Below are 20,591 nucleotides of genomic sequence, written 5' to 3' on the forward strand. Positions count from 1 at the left end.
CCGATGGTTATCACGCAGGAAAATATGCTCTTGTCGCGTAAGGAAACAGCTGTGGCGTATTGGCAGCATCATCTTACCGGCGCGCAAAGGACGGCGAATGCCAACTTTGTTAATACCACTGAGAGTGGGGAGACGGCCGCCTCCACTACGCAGGAAAATCGTGTGCTCGTTTCCCACGTTGGGCGGGCGCTGAATTCAGAATTACTGGCGCTGGTGCAGCGTGAGTCCACCTCCTGGGAGGTGTTGCTGACCGCTGCCTGGGCGCTGTTGTTGAGTAAATACAGCGGTGAGGATGAGGTGCTGTTCGGCAAGCGCTTCGCCGCCGGTGAGGCCGGGGACGCGTGTGCGTTGCCGTTGCGGCTAACGCTCGATGGCGGGCGCACGTTGCATCAGTGGTTTCGTGATATCGCCGCCGTGTTTGAGCAGCATCGGCAATATGCCGGGTTGCTGCCAGACGCCTTATCGCAAGGTGTGAGTGGTTTCTCAAACCAGCCACTGTTTGAATCACTGCTCAGTGTGCGTGACGATCAACACCCGGAACCGGAAAATCTGGACGAGTCTGTGCCGCTGCATCTTGTCGCGCACACCGGGGATAACCTGTTGCTGGCACTGCATTACCGCGCAGGTGATATCAGCGATGCGGATGCGCATAACATTCTCGAACGCCTGCAACAACTGTTGGTGAGTGTTGGTCAGGGCGCTGATCGCACGGTGGGGGCGCAGTCGCTGCTCAACAGCGCTGAAGTTGAACGTGTGGTCCACGAATGGAATGCCACGCAACTGGATGTGGCGCTGGATCGCTCGCTGTACGCCTTGTTTGCTGAACAGGTGGCGGCCAGAAACGAGGCCACCGCACTGGTGGCTGATGATGAACGCTTAAGTTATCGGCAACTTGCCGAGCGCGCCGGGCTTATCGCCGCAGGGCTGCGTCGTGTCGGTGTGAAGAAAGGCGATCGCATCGTACTGAGTATGGACAAAACGCCGAACCTGATCGCTGCCATGTTAGGCATCATCAGGCTGGGTGCGGCTTATGTGCCTGTCGCTCTGGATGCGCCGAGCGAGCGTCGCGCGTTTATTATTAACGACGCCAACGTGCGCTGGACGCTGACCAGCCGGGCCAATCAGTCAGATTTTAGTGACGATGAAAGCAGTACGCTGCTTTTTGTCGAGGATTATCTCCATCAGCAACCGCAGGGTGACCTGCGTGACGATAGCGCGTTTGACGCTATCGACTCACACACGATTGCCTACGTTATCTATACCTCCGGTACGACCGGCACGCCAAAAGGTGTGGAGATCGCCCATCGCAGCCTGATTAACTTCTGTGCCTGGTGTGAACACATCGGTATTTTCAGCGTCGGGCAGCCGATTACCCAGTTCGCGCCTTATACCTTTGATGCCTCGGCGGGGGAAATTTTCGGTACGTTGACCCGCGGGTGTGAATTACATCTGCTGTCGAACGCGTTGATTCAGAACCCACCGGCGCTGATGAGCTACATGACGGCAAACGACATCCGTTTCTCGGCATTCCCGCCGCCCTACCTCACGCACCTCGATCCGGCTTTAGTGCCGCAAGGCATGACCATTTTGACCGCCGGTTCAGCGCCGACACTGGGGCTGATTGAACGCTGGAGTGAACGCTGTCGTTACATCAATGGCTACGGTCCGACAGAAACCACCATTATGTCGTCGGCGTGGATGCGTGGCTTTGAGAAAAGCCAGGATACGCGCCTGAGCATCGGACGGCCGATTGCCAACACCCGGATGTACGTGGTCGATAATTTTGGGCAGCTGTGCGCGCCGGGGATGGCGGGCGAAATCTGGATCGGCGGTGAGGGTGTTGCGGTCGGGTACATGAACCGTCCTGAGCTGACGGCGCAGCAGTTTATCGACGACCCCTGGGTTGCCGGAGGTCGCGTCTACCGCACCGGTGATATCGGTCGCTGGTTTGACGATGGGCGTATCGAGTTCCTCGGTCGGCGCGATCACCAAATCAAATTGAGCGGATACCGCATCGAGCTTGGGGAGATTGAGTCACGTATTACCGCACTGGAGCATATCAAAGACGCGACGGTTATCGGTATCACACCGGATGGCGGCGAGGCGCGTTTGGTGGCCTATGTGGTACCCGAGGCCGGTTACCACAGCGACGGTGCGATTACGCAATGGCGCGACGTTTTAGCCACGCAACTGCCCGGTTACATGATCCCGTCGGCGTTTGTAGTGATGGCATCACTGCCGCTGACTGCCAATGGCAAGATTGACCGCAAAGCCTTGCCGTTACCGGACGACAACGCCTACGTGCAGCGTGACTTTGAAGCGCCCCATGCCGGTATCGAAACCGTGCTGGCGCAGTTATGGCAGACCATACTGGGCGTGCATCAGGTTGGGCGGCAGGACAACTTCTTCGAACTGGGTGGCCATTCGTTGATGGCGATGCAGTTGCAGGCGATGCTGCGTGAGCAGCAGTACTACACCGATGTGCCGACTGTCTTCGCCCACCCGGTGCTGGCTGACCTGGCGCAACAGGTTCGCGATGAAGACGACGCCTCGCAGACATGGGTGATACCAGAAAATCAGGTGACGCCGGACACCACCGCGCTGCACCCGGCGCTTTTCCCGCTGGTGTCGCTGTCGCAACAGCAGATAGACCAGATTGTGGCGCGGATACCGGGTGGTGTGGCCAATATTCAGGATATCTATGCGCTGGCACCGCTACAGGAAGGCATCCTCTTTCACCATCTGTTTGATGAAGCCGGAGACCCCTACCTACAGTGCGGTCACCTGTCGTTTGCACACCGCGAGATGCTGGACCGCTACCTTGATGCTATTCAGTGCGTCATTGACCGCCATGATGTGTTGCGTACCGCTTTTATCTGGCAAGGCGTGGAAACGCCGGTACAGGTTGTGCTGCGTCATGCACGCTTGCACGTCACCACGCTCAATCTGGATGCGCAGCAAGGCCCGGTGGTCGATCAACTGTCTGTAGTCGATCAACTGAAAGCGCAGTTCGATCCTCAAACCCATCGCATTGATCTGACGCAGCCGCCGCTGCTTCGCATGGCGGTGGCTTACGACGACCAGCAGGCCCGCTGGGAAGCGCTGATGTATATTCATCATTTGGTGGATGACATCCCGTCGTTGCAGATTTTGCTCTCTGACATTCAAACGTTCCTGACTGGCAAGGGCGAGAGCTTGCCCGCGCCGGTACCTTTCCGTCATCACGTGGCGCGTTTGCAACACGGTCGTGATACGCAACAAGAACTGGCCTTTTTCCGTGACATGCTGTCGGACATCACCGAGCCGTCGGCCCCGTTTAATCTGCGTAATGGCCACCTCAACGGTCAGCGTATCCATGAGACCCGGCGTCCGCTGGCGGGCGCGCTGGGTGAACGGTTGCGGACACAGGCACGCCGTCTTGGCGTCAGCGTCAGTAGCCTGTGTCATGTGAGCTGGGCGCAGGTACTGAGCGCCGCCTGTGGCAACGATACTGTGGTGTTCGGCACCGTGCTGTCAGGACGTATGCACGGTGAAAACAGCGATAAAATCATGGGCCCGTGCATTAATACCTTGCCGCTGCGTATTGATGTCGGTGACGTTTCGGTCGTCGATGCGGTGCGCCAGACCCATCAGCGCCTGACTGCGCTGATAAAGCATGAGCACACCACCTTGTCGCTGGCGCAACAAGGCAGCGGGATTGTGGCACCGACGCCGATGTTCAGTACCGTCTTCAATTACCGCCGTAACCGCCCGACCGATGTGGACGTGTTAGGCGGGATCGAGTTTGACGGTGTGGCATGGCACGGTTTTAACGAGCGTACCAACTATCCTATTTCCGTTTCGGTGGATGATGCTGACACTGGCTTTGATATTGGTATTCAGGTGGTGGAATCGCTGTCGGGCGAGCGTATCTGGGGCTACTTCCAGCAGAGCATGCTGAGCCTGGTGACCGCGCTGGAAGCTGCCAGTACCGCGTCTTCTGCCTCCGCTCCGTTGTATGAACTGACGGTGTTGCCGCCTGAAGAACACCAGCACCTGCTGAAAACCGTGAACAATACGGCGCTGGCCTTCCCGGCGACCACGATGATTCACCAATTGTTTGAGCAGCAGGTCGCGCAACAACCGCAGGCGCTGGCGCTGCAAATGGGCAACGTGCGTCTGAGCTATGCCGAATTGAATCAGCGTGCTAACCGTCTGGCTCACTATCTGATAGCGCAGGGTGTCGTGCCGGATACACGTGTCGCGTTATGTACCGAACGCTCGGAAACCATGCTCATCGCTTTACTGGCGATCCTCAAGGCGGGTGGCGCATACGTGCCGCTTGACCCGGAATACCCGGCGACACGACTGGCGTATATTCTCGACGATGCCTCACCGAAGGTACTGGTGGTCGACAGCCGTGGACGCGAAGTCTTTGGTGAGCAGACAGGGCATGATGTCACCGTGGTGGATCTGGAACGTGACAGCGCGCGCTGGGACGAACTGCCAGGTGGCAATCCGGAGGTAGCAACGCAACATAGCCGACATTTGGCGTATGTAATTTACACATCAGGGTCTACCGGCAAGCCGAAAGGGGTGATGGTTGAACACCGTCAGGTGGTCAACTTCCTCACCGGGATGCAGCAACTATTCCAACTGGGCACCCGCGACTGCCTGCTCTCCGTGACCAGTATTTCGTTTGATATCGCCGGGCTTGAGCTCTATTTGCCGCTGATGACCGGGGCATCGATTGTGCTGGCAAGCCGCACACAGGCGATGGATCCCCACGCGCTGCTGGCGCTGCTGCAAACCCTCGATATCACCATTATGCAGGCAACCCCCACCACCTGGCGCTTGCTGGTGGATGCCGACGCGACACCGCATAAGCAATTGAAGATTCTGTGCGGCGGTGAGGCGTTACCCAGCGATCTGGCTACGCGCCTGCATGCCTTCGGGGAATCCCTGTGGAACCTCTACGGGCCGACGGAAACCACGGTGTGGTCAACCTGTAATCGCGTGAATGCCGGGGATGTGACGCAATACAACCAGTCGATTGGTCGCCCGATTGCCAACACCCAGGTCTATCTGCTGGACAAGCATGGCAAACCGGTGCCGATGGGGGCTATCGGCGAGCTGTATATCGGTGGGGATGGGGTGGCCCGTGGTTACCATCAGCGTCCGGAACTGACCGCTGAACGCTTTATTCCCGATCCGTTCTCAACCGATTCGGCGGCACGCCTTTACCGGACCGGTGATTTCGCGCAACTGATGGACGATGGGCGGCTGGTGTTCCTCGGCCGTACCGATCACCAGTTGAAATTACGTGGGCACCGGATAGAGCTGGGGGAAATCGAAGCCCGGTTGTTGAGTCATCCGTCAGTGCGTGAAGCGGTGGTGGTCGCCAGAGAAGATATGTCCGGGGCGACCCGACTGGTGGCCTACGTGGTGCCCGGCCGTGGCGAAAAAAGCGAACAGGAACCCTCTTCCCGTTCTGAAAGCCTGGATTTCAGCCTGTTTTTATTCGGTGCACATACCGACGCCCTGCAGGGGTATCACTATTGCACCGAGGTGACGGAGTTTGGCGATACGCACGGCTTTACCGCCGTCTGGACGCCGGAGCGTCACTTCCACGGTGTGGGTGGGTTGTTCGCGAATCCGGCGTTGTTAAGCGCGTCGCTGGCGGCCAGAACACGTCATATCCAACTGCGTGCGGGCAGTGTGGTCATGCCGCTGCACGATGCGCTCGGCGTGGCGGAAGACTGGTCGATAGTCGACAACCTGTCGAACGGCCGTATCGGTATCGGCATCGCGTCCGGCTGGAATCAGCGAGATTTTGTGCTGGCTCCAGATCATTACGACGACCGCCGCGCGGTGATGCAACACCGTATTGAGGAACTGAGAACGCTGTGGCAGGGCGGCAGTGTTTCTCGCCGGGATCATCACGGCAATCACATCGACGTCCAAATTTACCCGGCACCGGTGCAAAAAGAATTGCCGATTTGGATAACGGCGGCGGGTGCGCCAGAGACCTTTGAGTATGCCGGGCGTAGTGGTGCGCATTTGCTGACCCACTTGCTCACGCAGAACATCGAAGGTCTGGCCCAGCATATCGCGATATACCGTGAGGCGCGTGAAAAAGCAGGCTTTGATCCTCGCACCGGCATCGTGACGGTGATGATCCACACCTATCTGGGAGAGAACCTGGACGAAGTACTGACACAGGCGAAAGGACCGTTCCTGGGTTATCTGGAAGGTCACCTCAGCTTGCTGTCTGGGTGGCTTAAAGAACAGAACATCAATCTCGACACGCTGCCCAGTGAAGACAAACACCGCATCCTGGAGTTCGCGTTCAGGCGTTATACCCGTGAACTGTCGTTTATCGGTACGCCGGAGTCCGCGCTGTCTGTGGCGGAGAATCTGCAGGAAGCCGGGGTCGATGAGGTGTCGTGTCTGATCGACTGGATTGTGCCGGAGAATACGTTAGCGGCGCTGGAACACGTGGCCACGCTCAAAAACATGGTGCAAAGCCACTTCAGCCGTCAGGCGCTGCGTAAGCACCTGCAGGATGCCTTGCCGGATTACATGGTGCCAGCAGCCTTTGTGACGCTTAAAGCGTTGCCGCTGACGCCGAACGGCAAGATAGACCGCAATGCGCTGGTCGCGCCGGATGAGATGTCGTTCGCCCGTCGCGCTTATGTGCCTCCTCAGGGGGAGATGGAAATCACGATGGCCGCTATCTGGGAAGAGCTGCTCGGCGTCGAGCGGGTCGGCCGTCAGGATCATTTCTTCGAGTTGGGAGGTTATTCGTTGTTAGCCGTGCGTTTGATTGAGCAGTTGCGCCGCAGGGGGCTGAGCATCGAGATACGCACGCTGTTTGATACACCGGTTCTGGCAGACATTGCGGCCAGAACCATTGAACTGGCGGAGACTCGACTGTGAGCAGGCTGTTTCCCGTAGGTTGGCTGCATAGCCCTGGCTGTTTTGTTGCATTGCATTACGTCAAGCATCATCGACTACACGTTATGATCACGGAGGATAAAAAATGAGCGATTTCGAACAATTACTGGTGACCCTGGAAGAGGCAAAGATCTCGATATCGCTGGATAACGAGGACCTGGTTATTACCTCAGCCAAAGGTGCGCTCACCAGCGAGATTAAGAGTGCGTTACGCGAGCACAAAGCCACTATGGTGCATGCGCTGCGTAATGGGAAACGCCTGTCAAACGCGTTTGAAGTGGTGGTTCCTGAAAACAAAATTACACCGCAGACCACGGCGATTACCCCTGAACTGCTGCCGCTTATCGATTTGACCCAAAAAGATATCGACCACGTGGTGGCACAGGTACCCGGCGGTGTGAGTAACATTCAGGATATCTACTCGCTGGCACCGTTGCAGGAAGGGATCCTGTTCCACCACATGCTGGCCAGCAAAGGCGACCCGTACCTGCAAACCGGGCAGATGACGTTTGATAGCCGTGAAAAAGTCGACAACTATCTTGCCGCGGTGCAAAAGGTTGTCGATCGCCACGATATCATGCGTACCGGTTTTTACTGGGAAGGGGTATCGACACCGTGCCAGGTGGTTCAGCGTCAGGCGACACTGCATGTGCTGGATGTGGAGTTGGATCCCGCCGATGGCCCGATCGCCGAACAGCTGGCTGAGCGCTTTGACCCCTCACACTACAGCATCGATCTGGCTAAACCGCCGTTGTTGCATGCGTTTGTCGCCTATGACAAGCGTAACGACCGCTGGGAAATGTTCCGTGTATTGCATCACCTGATCGATGACATTACCTCCGTGCTGATTCTCTCCGCCGAGATTCATACCTTCCTGGCGGGCCGTGGTCACACGCTGCCCCCGGCGCAGCCGTTCCGCCGCCTGATTGCACAGGTACGGCTTGGCAAGAGCCCGCAGGAACATGAACGCTATTTCCGCTCGACGCTGGGCGACATTGATGAACCTACCGCACCTTACGGCCTGGTCAACATGCTGGATGACTTCGAGATAGTCGAAGTTAACCGCAAAGTACCCCAGCGTTTGAACGACAGCCTGCGTGCGCATGCGCGTCGTCTGGGGGTGAGCCTCGGCAGTATCTGCCATCTGGCCTGGGGGCAAGTGTTGTCCTGCGTGAGCGGTCAGGATTCGGTGGTCTTCGGGACTATCCTGTTTGGCCGTATGCATGCCGGTGATGGCGCGGACCAGATCATGGGGCCGTTCATTAACACGCTGCCTATCCGCCTGGATATGCAAGGTGCCAGCGTTGAGGAAAGCGTGCGTACCACCCACAAACGGCTGGCGGAATTGCTGAGTCATGAGCATGCCTCGCTGGCGCTGGCTCTGCGTTGCAGTGGCGTGAACAGCTCTACGCCGCTGTTCAACACCTTGTTTAACTATCGCCATAACCGCGAGTCGGAAAGCAATTCGCTGGATTTCGTGGTGCCGGAAGCCGACCAGTGGGATGGGTTTGAAGAGCGCACCACCTACCCGATCACGCTGTCGGTGGATGACTACGGCAACGCGCTGGGCCTGAATATTCAGGTGGTGGAGTCGCTGGACCCGGAACTGCTGTTCGCTTACACGCAACAAGCGCTTGAAAACATCTCCACGGCACTGGATAACGCGCCCACTACGCCGATGCAGCAGATTGATATTTTGCCGGCCGCAGAACGCAACTTGCTGTTGAAAGAGTGGAATAACACCGACAAGGTTTACCCGGCGGTTGCCTATACCCACCAGATGTTTGAAGAGCAGGTGAAACGGACTCCCTCGGCGACGGCGCTGCGCTTTGGCGATCGTGAACTGAGCTATGCCGAACTGAACGCCCTGTCTAACCAACTGGCGCACCATTTGCACCAGCAAGGGGTGAAACCCGATGACCGCGTAGCGATTTGTCTGGACCGCAGCATCGAGATGGTCGTAGGCCTGATGGGGATTATCAAAGCCGGTGGTGCGTATGTACCGCTTGACCCCGATTACCCGCAGGAACGTCTTGCCTACATTTTGCAGGATTCCGCGCCGAAACTGTTGCTGCTCGACAAACGTGGTCGTGAAGTGACCGCTGAGCTTGATACCTCCGGTATCGTCACGCTGGAGCTGGATGCCGCGTCTTTGGCAGATTCTGCGTTGTCGAAGGAGTCGCTGTCGCCTGCTGAACTGGGCCTGACATCACGCAACCTTGCCTACGTGATTTACACCTCCGGCTCAACCGGTAAACCGAAAGGCGTAGAAAACGAACACCGTGGTCTGATCAACCGCTTGCAGTGGATGCAAGACGCCTATCAGCTCGACAGCAGCGATGCCGTATTGCAAAAAACCACCTTCAGCTTTGACGTATCGGTGTGGGAGTTCTTCTGGCCGCTTTCCGTTGGTGCAACGCTGGTCATGGCTCCTCCGGGCGCACACAAAGATACCCAGGCGCTGGCTGAGGTGATTCAGGCCAACAACATCACCACCATGCACTTTGTGCCGTCGATGCTGAACCTGTTCCTGGCAAACGACAGCGTGGCAGCCTGCCGTTCACTGCGCCGTATTGTGTGCAGCGGTGAGGCACTCAGTTCCGCCAGTGTGGCCCGTTGCTACAAACTGCTGCCGGACACGGCGGTACATAACCTGTACGGACCGACCGAAGCGGCGATCGACGTGACGGCGTGGACCTGTCCGAAAAACTTGCCTGAAACCGCCACCGTACCGATTGGCCGTCCTATCGCTAACCTGCGTATCTATTTGCTGGACCAGCACCTGCGTCCGGTACCGCGTGGCGTCGTCGGCGAGCTGTATATCGGTGGGGTCGGTGTCGCACGTGGGTACCTCAACCGTCCTGACCTGACGGCGGAACGCTTCGTGCGCGACCCGTTTGCCAGCAACGCCGATGCGCGGATGTACCGTACCGGTGATATCGCGCGTTATCTGTCGGACGGCGATATCGAGTACCTGGGTCGTAACGATAACCAGGTCAAGATTCGCGGTTTCCGTATCGAATTGGGCGAAATTGACGCGGAACTGCTCAAACAACCGTCTATCGGTGATGCCGTCGTCGTGGCCCGTGCGGATGCTCAGGGTGATCTGCGTCTGGTGGCCTACGTGGTGCTGAGCGCAGAAGGTCAGGCTGATGGGTTAAGCACCTCTGATCATATCGCCCAGTGGCGTAGCAGCCTGGCGGCTCAGTTGCCTGAATACATGGTGCCCGCGGCATTCGTCACGCTGGAGCAACTGCCGCTGACCGCCAATGGCAAGCTCGATCGCAAAGCGTTACCGCAGCCGGATGACTCGTCGTTCTCCCGTCGTGCTTATGAAGCCCCGCAGGGTGACATTGAAATCGCGATGGCGGAACTGTGGCAGGAACTGCTGGGTGTCGAACGCATCGGACGTCACGACAACTTCTTTGAGTTGGGTGGGCATTCACTGTTGGCGGTGCAACTGATGGAACACCTGCGCCAGCGCGATTTGAGCACCGAGATCCGTGCCCTGTTCGATAGCCCGACGTTGGCGGAACTGTCCGCTCGTACCATTGAACTCGACGAGATGAGATTATGACCGATTTTGATGACATGTTGCAGATACTGGATCAGGCCAACATCGCCTTATCACTTGACGGTGATGCACTGGTCATCAAGGCAGCAAAGGGGTCGTTGACCCCTGATATCAAAGCGGCGTTGCGGGAGCACAAAGCGGCTCTCGTTGACGCCCTGCGCCAGGGAAGAGCGCTCTCCTCGCAAGACGGGAGTGGGGGTTCAAGGGTGCCGGCGAACCTGATCACGCCGCAGACGACCCACCTGACGCCAGATATGTTGCCGTTGATCGAGCTGACCCAGGAGGATATTGCGCATATTGTGGCCAATATGCCGGGTGGCGTGGCGAATGTGCAGGATATTTATGCATTGACGCCGTTACAGGAAGGGATCCTCTTTTTGCACCAACTGAGCGAAAAAGGGGACCCGTACCTGCAGTTTGCCCGTATTTCGTTGGCTAACCGTGAGGTGATGACGCGCTATATCGAGGCGGTTCAACAGACCGTGGATCGGCACGACATTTTGCGTACCGCTTTTTTCTCGCACGGGGTATCGCGTACCGCGCAGGTGGTGTTGCGTCATGCGCCGGTGCAGGTGACGGAAGTTGAGCTTGATCCAGCCAATGGCCCCATCATGGCGCAATTGGTGGCGCGCTATAACCCCGCGCACTACCGTATTGACCTGACCCGGGCACCGTTGCTGAGTTTGTATACCGCGCATGACCCGCAAAGCGGGCGTTTCGAGATGCTGATGCTGTTGCATCACCTGATCGATGATATCGCCTCGTTGCAGATCATGATCCGTGATATCCGCGCCTTCCTGATGGGACAGGGTCAGTCATTGCCAGCACCGCAGCCGTTCCGCCGGTTAATTGCCAGTGTGCGCAATGGGACGACGCAGGCGGAGCATGAGCAATTCTTCCAGCAGATGCTGGGTGATATTGATGAGCCGACGCTGGCATTCGGTATGTCGACCGGCACGGCGGATAATACTGGGGTGGCGGAGTTACGCCAGAATGTCGAGCCGGCTGTCGTCGCTCGTTTGCGTGCGCAGGCGCGCCGTCTTGGCGTTAGCATGGGCAGCCTCTGCCATCTGGTGTGGGGACAGGTGATGGCGCGTGCCAGCGACAGTGATACTGTCGTGTTCGGCACCATCCTGCTCGGCCGTTTGCAGGCCGGGGAAGGGGCCGATCAGATCATGGGGCCGTTCATTAACACACTGCCGATCCGCCTTGATTTGGGCGACGTCGGTGTGGAAGAGAGTGTCCGTCAAACGCACAAACGTCTGGCGGCATTACTGGGTCATGAACACGCCTCACTCAGTCTGGCTCAGCGCTGTAGCGGCATTGCACCGCCAACCCCGTTGTTCAATGTGTTATTCAACTACCGTCATAACCAGCAGTCTGAAGACGAAAGCGTGGATACCACGGGTGAGCGTGATGAGGTGGAATGGCACGGTTTTGAGGAGCATACCGACTATCCGCTGACCGTATCGGTGGATGATTTTGGCGAAACGCTGCGTATGAGTGTGCTGGCTGCACCATCGTTGTCGGCACAACGGATTGCAGGGTATTTCCAGCAGGCGATGAAAAGCCTGGCGGATGCGCTGGATAACGCTCCGGCAACACCGATGCATGCGCTGGATATTCTCCCGCCTGACGAGCGCACCCAACTGCTGGTTGACTGGAACGCCACGACGGTACCGTATCCGGCGAATACGCCGGTTCATCGTCTGTTCGAGCAGCAGGTAGCGCACAGTCCACATGCGATAGCGGTCATCGAAGGTGACGCACAGATTAGCTATTGCAGCCTCAATCAGTGTGCTAACCGACTGGCGCAGGTGCTGGTTACCCGTGGTGTCAAACCCGGTGACGTAGTGGCCTTGTTGCTGCCGCGTGGCAGTGCCTTGCTGGCGGCGACGATTGGCATACTCAAGGTGGGGGCGACTTATGTGCCGCTGGATCCTCAGGCACCGCAAGAGCGTGTGCGGTGGGTTATTGAGGATTGTGCCGCCCGGTTTTTGGTCAGTGATGCACATCAGGCGCTGGCGACGGATGCCTTCGTGCCCGCTATCGATGGCACCGTCATTGATATCACCGTCATTGATATCAACAGTGACGAAGTAATGCAGGCGAGTGATGACGAGGTCAATGTGCAGGTTTCTGCCAACGCCCCGGCCTATATCATTTACACCTCTGGCTCCACTGGGATACCGAAAGGCGTGATGGTGCCGCATTACGCCATCAATCGGCTGGTGATAAACAGCGGCGTTGGTGTGTTTGGGCCGGGCGATCGTATGGCGCTGGCAGCCAATACCGCCTTTGACGCCAGCACACTGGAAATATGGGGGCCGCTGCTCAATGGCGGCACCTGTGTGGTTATCGATCAGGATACCCTGCTTACCCCAGCCCGGCTGGTGCGCACATTGCATTCTCAGCGTGTGAGCCAAATGTGGCTGACGGTGGGGCTGTTCAACCAGCTTTATACCGAACTGACGCCGGTTCTCGCGCAGTTCACCGCGCTGTTTATCGGCGGGGATGCGCTTGATCCTAATATCATTGCACAGGTACTGCGTGCGGTTCCTTCAGTGAAACTGGTCAATGGCTACGGCCCGACGGAAACCACCACCTTCGCCACCACCTACCCGATCAATGAACTGACGGATACCGCCAGTAGCATTCCTATCGGGCGGCCTATCGGTAATACCCGGCTCTATGTGCTGGATAAACACCAGCATCCGGTGCCAGTCGGTGCGGTCGGCGAGTTGTACATTGGTGGGGATGGCGTTGCGCTTGGCTATCTGAACCGGGAAGATTTAACCGCCGAGCGTTTCATCGCCGACCCGTTTGTCGATGACCCGCACGCCCGGCTGTATCGTACCGGCGATCTGGTGCGTTACCAGGACGACGGTAACGTGCTGTTTATCGGGCGTAACGATCAACAGGTCAAGTTGCGTGGTTTCCGTATTGAACTGGGCGAGATAGAAGCACGCCTGGCTGAACATCCGCACGTCGAGAAAGCCCTGGTGCTGGCGGTGGATAATGGCAGCGGCAAGCGTCTGGTGGCTTACGTCGTAGGGGAAGGGCTAGCGGCAGCAGCATCGACATTCTCTGAATCAGCGGTGCAGGATTATCTTGGTCAACGCTTGCCTGATTACATGGTGCCTTCACGGATTATTGCGCTGTCACAGTTCCCTCTGACAGCTAACGGAAAAGTGGATCGCAAAGCGCTGCCTGCGGTGGAGTTTAGCGATACCGCGGTCTATCGGGCACCGCGTAATACGCGTGAAGCGGTGCTGTGCGAGCTGTATGCCGAATTGCTCCAGCAGCCGCAAATCGGCATTGACGATGACTTCTTTGCGCTGGGTGGGCACTCCATTCTGGCTACCGGATTAATCGCCCGTATCCGTGGTCGACTGGGGATTGAGCTGCCGGTGCGGTTACTGTTTGAGAACCCGACGGTCGAGAAACTGGCGAAACAGCTGGATGAGCACGTCAAAGTGCGCAAACCGTTGACCCGTGTGGAACCGCGACCGGATCCGTTGCCCATCTCTTACAGCCAACAGCTGATGTGGGTGGGGCATACTGTCCGTGGAGGTTCGTCACTCAATACACCGATTGTGGTCTCGCTTGAAGGCGAGCTGGATGTGGTCGCGTTAACGGCCACGTTGTACGACCTGGTGGAACGGCATGAACCGCTGCGCACCCGGTTTGCGGTGGTGGACGGCCAGTCGGTTCAGGTCATCGAGCCCTTTGCTCAGGTTCATCTCGATATCCCGTATACGCAAGTGGAAGCCGAGCAGGTACCCCAGGCGGTGTTTACGGCGATTACCTCGTTATTCGACCTGTCGAAAGATTTGCCGTTCCGTCCGTCAATACTGCGGGTTGGGCCGCAAAAACACATTCTGGTGATGCTATTTCACCATATTGCCTGTGACGCCTTTTCACTGGCACCGCTGACGCGGGATCTCACCCTGGCCTACAAGGCGCGTGTGGCCGGTCATGCACCGCAGTTTACGCCGCTGCCGGTGCAGTATGCCGACTATGCGGTGTGGCACCACGAGCTGCTCGGCGACCCCGATGATGCGAACAGCCTGTATGCGGAACAACTGGCGTACTGGAAAACCACCCTTGCCGGGGTACCGCAAACGCTGGCGCTGCCGCAAGACTACCCACGCCCGGCTAAACCCAGCTATCGTGGCGAACTGGTGCCGTTGCAGATCAATGTCGATTTGCACCAGCGGCTGAACGAGCTGGCTCGTGAGCGCAACATGACGCTGTCGATGGTATTGCAGGCGGCACTCGGCATCTATTACACCCAGCTTGGTGCAGGCACCGATATTCCGCTGGGTGCGATTTCAGCCGGTCGCAGCGATGAAGCGCTACATAACCTGGTGGGGTGCTTCCTGACGCAGTGGGTGATGCGTGTTGATACCTCCGGCGAACCCACCGTGAATGAGGTGCTCGCCCGGGTGCGCGCGCAGGCACTCAGTTCGTATGGGCATCAGGATATTCCTTACCTGAAACTGGTCAGTGAGTTGCTGCCGGAGCGCCCATTGTCTCACTACCCGCTGTACCAGACCATGATGATCTTGCAAAACGCCCCCTCGGAAACCCTCAACGTTCCTGGGTTGAAGGCGCGGCTTTATCCCGTGCACAGCGGGCACTCCAAGTGGGATCTCTACTTCACGCTGTATGAAGAATACAGCGAGACGGGGGAACCGTTGGGGCTGGCGGGCATTATGGAGTATGCCGTCGATCTGTTCCGTCGTGAAACCGCCGAGCGTATGGCTGCAGGTTATCTCGCGATGCTAGAGGCGGTAGTCGCCAATCCGAACGCGCCTATTCATCAGCTGGCGATGCCTGATCAGGCAAAACCGGTGGGGATGGCAGCGCGCGTGGGGGCATTACCGGTGGTGGGCATGGCGGCTGATGATTTCAAGCCACTTATCACCTTACAGAAGGGCGATAGCACCAGCATCCCGCTGTTTTGTGTGCCGGGGGCCGGGGCGAGCGTGACGGATTTCCTGCCTTTCATACAGGCGCTACCCCAACAGCAGACGGTCTATGGGTTAATGCCGAAAGGAGGGGATGGCGCCAGTGAACCGGATCCCTCGGTCGAAGCGGCAGCGTTGCGTAACCTGATGGCGCTTCATCAGGCCGGTCTCGGTGAGAAGACGCCGATTCATCTGCTGGGTCACTCTTTTGGTGGACAGGTGGCGTTCGACATGGCGAGTCGGCTGGAAGCACAAGGCGGTGTGGTGGCGTCGTTGACGATCATCGACTCCGAAGCCCCCTTGGGCCACAAAGCATCATCAGTGACACCGAGCAGGGCCGAATGTATGCGTGAGTATGTTGAGAGTATCGGGTTCACGCTGGAGATGCCGTTGGAAATAGACGAATCGCTTTATGCCCGTCATGACATTGAGCAGATGTTGTCGGCCGTACATCAGCACCTGAGTCGTGCAGGGAAGATCCCGGCCAACTCGTCTGCCCGGCTACTGCAAGGTCCGTGGCAAACCTTTTATGCCGCCAGACAAACGCAGTACCGCCCAGGCGCGCGTTACCACGGTCCGGTGAACCTGATTCAGGTCCGTGACCCTTGGAAACAGCCTGATGCGGACTACCAGCGTCGACAGGACGATGCGGCAGGATGGGCCTACTGGATAGACAAACTGGAAACCATCGCCGGGCCAGCGCAGCACTTTACGGTGTTGAAGGCGCCACATGTGACTGAGCTGGCGCGCGTGTGGCTCCAGTTTGCGCAGTCTGTGCAGGCCGATAGCGCCAATACTGCTGCGGTGAACGGCGGGTAAACGCATAGCGGGACTCGTCCCCGGGTTGCCGAAGGAGCAGGGTTGGCGCCTTCGGCAGCCTGGCGCTATCGCGCCGTCGATGAGGACGTGGATGGTGCGGTTGTACGCTTACAACAATCTAATGAGTGGATGAAAATGACGAAACAATTACAGGATGTGGTTGAGGATGTGAATGCGATCCCATTGGATAAAATTAATCCAGCACGTCGGGATCGCTTTGTAAATGGAACGGAACTGGCGGTGTTTGAGCGTCTGCGGCGCGAAGACCCGGTACATTTCACGCCGGAAAGCGAGTTTGGGCCTTACTGGTCGGTCACCCTGTGGGATGACATCCGCACGGTAGGCAGCAATCATCGCGATTTCACTTCCACGCAGAATATCGATCTGAAAACGCTCGAAGAGAAAGACAGACTGGAAACCGCGCTGCAAGCACTGGGTCACGAGCGTCGCAAGAACGTGGGTTTCATTACGATGGACCCTCCTGAGCACACCAAACACCGCAAGGCAGTGACCCCGGCGGTAGCGCCCTCCAGCCTGTCGAAAATGGCACCGGTAATGCGCGAACGCGCCGGCATGATTCTCGATAACCTGCCGATTGGCGAACCCTTTGACTGGGTGGACAGGGTCTCTAAAGAAATGACGGCCACCGTACTGGCAACGCTGCTCGATTTCCCTTTTGAAGATCGCCGTAAACTGACCTATTGGTCTGACGTGCTGATGTTCGAACCGGGACATGGCCCGGTGACCAGTTGGGAGCAAAAAGCGGAAGAAACGGTGAAGTGTTATCAGGTGTTTGAAGAACTGTGGGAAAAACGCCGTAATGCACCGCCCAGTTACGACCTGATTTCCGTATTGGCGCATCATCCCGACACCCGCGATATGACCCTGGAGCAGTACCGCGGCACCATCGTGCTGCTGATTATCGGTGGTAACGATACGACGCGTAATACCATTTCAAGCAGCCTGTACCTGCTGAATAAATACCCGCAGGAGTTTGCCAAGCTCAAGGCCGACCCCAAACTGGTGATGCCGATGGTGTCGGAAACGCTGCGTTTTTACCCGCCGGTCAATTTTATGAGCCGTGTGGCTAACCGTGACGTTGAGCTTAATGGCAAAACCATCAAAGCAGGCGACCGCGTGGTGATGTGGTATGCGTCCGGTAACCGTGATGGCTCGGTGATTGATGAGCCGGATGTTTTCAATATCGACCGTGAACGCTCACGCCGACACCTCTCCTTTGGCGTAGGTATTCATACCTGCATCGGTAGCCGACTGGCCGAAATGCAACTGACGATTTTCTGGGAAGAGATTCTCAAGCGTTTTTCCAGAATAGAGGTGCTGGAAGAGCCTGAGCGCAATTACTCAAACTTTTTACATGGTTTTGAGAATCTGAACGTCATTATCCACAAAGACTGAGTATCCGAGGCAATAAGTGGAACGAGTGCTGAAATATTACGATTGCGAGGTGTGCAATAGATGAAAATATCTATTTTTACCGCCGGCTCAATGGGAGATATACGGCCGTTTATCGTTCTGGGTAAAGCACTTCAGCAGATGGGGCACGAGTGCTCCATCATGTCGGGGGAACGAAATGAGAAAATCGTTACCGATGAAGGACTGGGATATCACACATGGAGTCTCGATCTCCCAGAGGCCAGAAAGATTGAACAAGAACTGATGGATGGCGAATCGTCGTATAAGAACGCGAAAAAAATGTCGGGGGTCGTTGACCAACTGATGTCGCTGTGGGTTGAGCAGGCTATCAAGGCTGCCAGTCATAGTCGCCTGATTATCGCGGCTAATCAGGCGGTACCGTTGGCCATCTCCATCGGTGAGAAACTCGATATTCCTGTCGTGACCGTTTACTTCGCGCCATTGACGCCATCGCGTTCTATTCCGCCGTTTTTCCTGAAAAAAATAATCAGGTTGCCGGGGCCGATTAATCTCGCGGTATGGAAGTTGCTGCGCATCATTATGTGGCGTTTTGTGGCGAAGTCTTTTAGTGCCTGTCGCTCCCGTCTTGGTCTGCCGACGTGGAGCTGGTTTGGCCCCTGGTCTGATAAAAGCAACCGAACCAGAAAAATTATCTATGCGTTTAGCCCACATGTGGTGCCACGGCCGCCAGAATGGCCAGAGGATATCGTTAAGATAACCGGCAGTTGGTTTGGCGATATTCAGTCCATGGCGTCGGTATCGCCGACGCTGGAGCAGTTTATCGCCGAGGGCGCGCCGCCGGTCTATATCGGGTTTGGCAGTATGAACAGTACCGATCCCGAAGGGCTGACAAAGAAAATTATCAATGTCATTAAACGGTTAGGCGTGCGGGCCGTCATTATGAGCGGTGGCGGGGCTATCAAAACGGACGTGATTGCCGCGGCTAATCTGCCAGGGGTTATTTGTGTCGAGCACGTATCGCATGAATGGTTATTCCCAAGGGTGAAAACCGTTTTCCATCACGGCGGCAGTGGGACGGTGGCGGCGGCGCTAAAAGCGGGAACGCCTCAGGTGATTATGCCGTTTATTTACGACCAGTTTTATTGGGCGTGGCGGCTGGAGGCGCTGGGAAGCAGTGGCGGCAGCCTTGACCTGAAACGTTCTGGCGAAGATGACATAGAACAGGCGCTTAACCGGAGTTTTTCTTCTGCCGTGAGGGAGCGAGCCAGAGCACTGGGACAACAAATTCGCCAGGAGCGTGGGGTAGAGAACACGATATCCGAATTGCAGTGCTGGGGGTTACTGTGACATAGCGAGGTCAGGTGGTGATTGCGGAGCAACAAGGGATGGACTTTGCCATTGATGGTGTGGAGTAAACGCTATGTGGTTAGAAAATAAGGGGCTGTCATCAGCGTATTCGATGTCATCAGCCGATATGGCGGTAACGACGATAAAGGTGCGCCGCGGTCACTTTATTAATAATAACTATATGGTGCTTAATCGCTGCACTGGGCAGGCGTTGCTGGTTGATCCGGCATGGGAAATAGACCGACTGGAAACCGCGCTGAGTAATGCCAATGCGCAACTGGCGGGAATATTGATAACCCATGCTCATCCTGACCATACTGATCTCGCTGGATACCTGGCTGATAAACATGGCTGCCCGGTATGGTTGTCACGCAAGGAGGCGGAGTGTTCCGGTTTCACGACGCCTGCGGCACGTTTGTTTGATGAACAGGCCTGGCATGTCGCGGGAATGCTGGTTCGCCCGATAATAACACCGGGTCATACGCCAGGGAGTGTCTGTTATTGGATAGGCCAGCATCTCTTTACCGGGGACACGCTGTTTATTGAAGGGTGCGGGCTGTGTGCCAGTCATGATGATGCGGCACACTTATTTTCGAGTCTTGAACGCCTGAAGGCTATTTTACCTGGAACGGTTCGTATTTATCCTGGACACAGTTATAGGTATCCACCTGGTTTAACGTTTGAAGAGATATTTCGTTATAACGTTTATTTGTCTTTTGATAATCAGGAGTCGTTTACAAACTTTCGTATGAGGAAAGGCCAAAATAGATCGGCATGGATGGCTTTTTCATAGAAAGGTAACACCCGATGTCGCTCGGATTTCATGAAGAAAAATATTCTGAAATTTGACGACGATGGATAGATATCTCTTATTTTCACCGATGGTTGCTTATAGGGCATGCAGTGTATAGGAATGCTTCGCTGTTAGCATCCGGCGGATATGTTCATGTCAGGAAGGGAGGCTCGTGAATATGCAAGATGAAAACTACTCAAGCGATTATGTCAATTCGGCAGACGCATACTCAATAGAGAATGATATAGGGGATACGGCGTTACCAAAACTGTATATGGATGACCTTAAGGTCGGCCAGGTTTTTTATAGTTCGGAATATTATGTCAGCGCCGAAGAAATCATAGAGTTTTCAAATCGGTATGATCCGCAACCTTTTCATATGGACGATAAACTGGCAAAAGACTCTATCTTCAGGGGGCTGGCGGCCAGCGGCTGGCATACGGTGAGTATTACCATGAATCTGCTGGTGAAGTGTTTACCGCTGGCTCATGGCATCATCGGCAAAGGGGTGGAAAATATTACCTGGTTTCGGCCTACCCGGCCGGGTGATCTATTGCGAATAAAAGCAAAGATTACGGGTATCGATATTTCCCCCGGCAGGCCAGACAGAGCCATGATGAGTGTTCACATTTTTACGATAGGTCAGGACAATAAAATACGCCAGGAGTTAATCGGTAAGCTCCTTATCTTTAAGGGAGGCGCTGTATCGAAGGCGACATAACATGCTACTGCAATGAAATAGCGTGATGAGAAA

The 20,591-nt window shown here is 56.4% G+C and carries 7 protein-coding genes; all 7 read left to right on the forward strand.

Annotated features, from left to right (window positions below):
• Window positions 1-3 precede the first annotated feature (3 nt).
• Window positions 4-6,918 (forward strand): non-ribosomal peptide synthetase, encoded by a 6,915-nt coding sequence (locus tag DZE2538_RS06650; protein WP_038915912.1) that lies wholly within the window; start codon window positions 4-6, stop codon window positions 6,916-6,918.
• 103 nt (window positions 6,919-7,021) lie between these two features.
• Entirely contained in the window at window positions 7,022-10,513 is a 3,492-nt protein-coding gene (gene solG, locus DZE2538_RS06655) for a solanimycin non-ribosomal peptide synthetase SolG (protein WP_038915913.1), read from the forward strand.
• Window positions 10,510-16,302: a non-ribosomal peptide synthetase gene (locus tag DZE2538_RS06660; RefSeq protein WP_038915915.1), complete on the forward strand. Its 5,793-nt coding sequence runs from the start codon at window positions 10,510-10,512 to the stop codon at window positions 16,300-16,302. The genes solG and DZE2538_RS06660 overlap by 4 nt, the downstream gene beginning before the upstream one ends.
• Before the next feature lie 42 nt (window positions 16,303-16,344).
• Window positions 16,345-17,718, forward strand: coding sequence for a solanimycin biosynthesis cytochrome P450 SolI (solI, locus tag DZE2538_RS06665; protein ID WP_236617005.1), 1,374 nt, complete (start codon window positions 16,345-16,347; stop codon window positions 17,716-17,718).
• Between the two features lie 60 nt (window positions 17,719-17,778).
• On the forward strand, window positions 17,779-19,044 hold the full coding sequence (locus DZE2538_RS06670; RefSeq protein WP_019844744.1) for a glycosyltransferase: 1,266 nt from the start codon (window positions 17,779-17,781) through the stop codon (window positions 19,042-19,044).
• A gap of 73 nt (window positions 19,045-19,117) precedes the next feature.
• Window positions 19,118-19,837 (forward strand): solanimycin biosynthesis MBL-fold hydrolase SolJ, encoded by a 720-nt coding sequence (gene solJ, locus DZE2538_RS06675; protein WP_019844745.1) that lies wholly within the window; start codon window positions 19,118-19,120, stop codon window positions 19,835-19,837.
• 178 nt (window positions 19,838-20,015) lie between these two features.
• Window positions 20,016-20,558, forward strand: coding sequence for a MaoC family dehydratase (locus tag DZE2538_RS06680; RefSeq protein WP_019844746.1), 543 nt, complete (start codon window positions 20,016-20,018; stop codon window positions 20,556-20,558).
• The last annotated feature ends 33 nt before the right edge of the window (window positions 20,559-20,591 follow it).

Source organism: Dickeya zeae NCPPB 2538 (assembly GCF_000406165.1).
Lineage (GTDB): Bacteria > Pseudomonadota > Gammaproteobacteria > Enterobacterales > Enterobacteriaceae > Dickeya > Dickeya zeae.

Excerpts from the sequence above, each read along its gene's own strand:
- DZE2538_RS06660 (WP_038915915.1), top strand. The coding sequence starts at position 10,510 with ATGACCGATTTTGATGACATGTTGCAGATACTGGATCAGGCCAACATC.
- solG (WP_038915913.1), top strand. The coding sequence starts at position 7,022 with ATGAGCGATTTCGAACAATTACTGGTGACCCTGGAAGAGGCAAAGATC.
- DZE2538_RS06680 (WP_019844746.1), top strand. The coding sequence starts at position 20,016 with ATGCAAGATGAAAACTACTCAAGCGATTATGTCAATTCGGCAGACGCA.
- DZE2538_RS06650 (WP_038915912.1), top strand. The coding sequence starts at position 4 with ATGGTTATCACGCAGGAAAATATGCTCTTGTCGCGTAAGGAAACAGCT.
- solJ (WP_019844745.1), top strand. The coding sequence starts at position 19,118 with ATGTGGTTAGAAAATAAGGGGCTGTCATCAGCGTATTCGATGTCATCA.
- DZE2538_RS06670 (WP_019844744.1), top strand. The coding sequence starts at position 17,779 with ATGAAAATATCTATTTTTACCGCCGGCTCAATGGGAGATATACGGCCG.